Raw genomic sequence first — 797 nt, 5'->3', positions numbered from 1 at the left:
TCGACCGTCCGCTCGACGGCGTTGGGCTCAGCACTCATCTGACAGGAACTAACCGCCCCACTTGGCGGCTTCGGCCTGGTCCCGGGCGAGCATGGACGTGGTGTTGGCCTCGTGGGTGCTGGCCATCGACTGGTAGGCCCGCACGAGGCTTTCCATCGCCTGGTTCCACTGGGCCTGCCAGGCCTGGTAGGTCATACCGGTGTCGCCCTGCCAGGCGTTGGACAGCGTGGCCTGCTCGCTGGCGATGTCCGAACCCAGCCCCTGCAGCGTGCCGGCGTAGCCGGCCATGTCGGCGGCGTGGCTCAACATCGCCGGGTAGTTGTACATGATTTGGGACATGAGAAGTCCTTTCGCGGTTGTTGGCGGCTGAAGCTCGATCAGAAGGCGTTGTAGCCGGACGCCGCGGCGGCGTCGGCGGCGACGTAGGTTCCCGCGGCGTCGCCGAGGTTGGCCTGGGCGATGTCGAGCAGGGTGTTGACCCGCGCGGCTGCCTCGACGAAGCGGGCGTGCGCGGCCTGGAACGCGGCCGAGGACTCGCCCTGGTGGAACGCCTGTGCCGACATGGCCTCCTGCTCGGCCTGACTGATGGTGCTGCGCATCAACGCCGCCTTGGCACTGAAGGCCGACTGCGCGGCCACCAACTGCGGGATGTGGGCGTCCAACATACTCATGGTGCTTCCTTTCTCTGCGGTCTCATGGGGTTTCGGTGACTGACGAGCATCGGGCTGGCACAACAACCGCCGGCCCGATTCGACGAGTTCAGCATGCCGACCCGCGTCGGGGCGCGGGCCGACGAG

At 67.4% G+C, this 797-nt stretch carries 2 protein-coding genes and 1 pseudogene; 1 reads left to right on the top strand and 2 read right to left on the bottom strand.

The window, feature by feature from the left end:
- Window positions 1-48: 48 nt before the first annotated feature.
- Both A9X05_RS17295 and esxG read right to left on the bottom strand, forming a co-directional pair.
- The gene (locus A9X05_RS17295; RefSeq protein ID WP_067278112.1) at window positions 49-339 is read right to left on the bottom strand and encodes a WXG100 family type VII secretion target; all 291 of its coding nucleotides are present in this window, start codon (window positions 337-339) and stop codon (window positions 49-51) included.
- Window positions 340-377: 38 nt separating this feature from the next.
- Window positions 378-671, bottom strand: a complete 294-nt coding sequence (gene esxG / locus A9X05_RS17290; RefSeq protein WP_067278108.1) for a type VII secretion system protein EsxG — start codon at window positions 669-671, stop codon at window positions 378-380.
- 48 nt (window positions 672-719) lie between these two features.
- On the opposite strand from esxG, the pseudogene A9X05_RS32245 reads away from it, so the two are divergent.
- Window positions 720-797 (top strand): annotated as a pseudogene (locus A9X05_RS32245) (hypothetical protein); the annotation flags it as partial.

It is taken from the genome of Mycobacterium sp. E3298 (assembly GCF_001666895.1).
Classification (GTDB): domain Bacteria; phylum Actinomycetota; class Actinomycetes; order Mycobacteriales; family Mycobacteriaceae; genus Mycobacterium.
The sequence above is the reverse complement of the archived record's forward strand: the minus strand, read 5'-3'. Positions and strand labels throughout refer to the sequence as shown.

Excerpts from the sequence above, each read along its gene's own strand:
- esxG (WP_067278108.1), bottom strand. The coding sequence starts at position 671 with ATGAGTATGTTGGACGCCCACATCCCGCAGTTGGTGGCCGCGCAGTCG.
- A9X05_RS17295 (WP_067278112.1), bottom strand. The coding sequence starts at position 339 with ATGTCCCAAATCATGTACAACTACCCGGCGATGTTGAGCCACGCCGCC.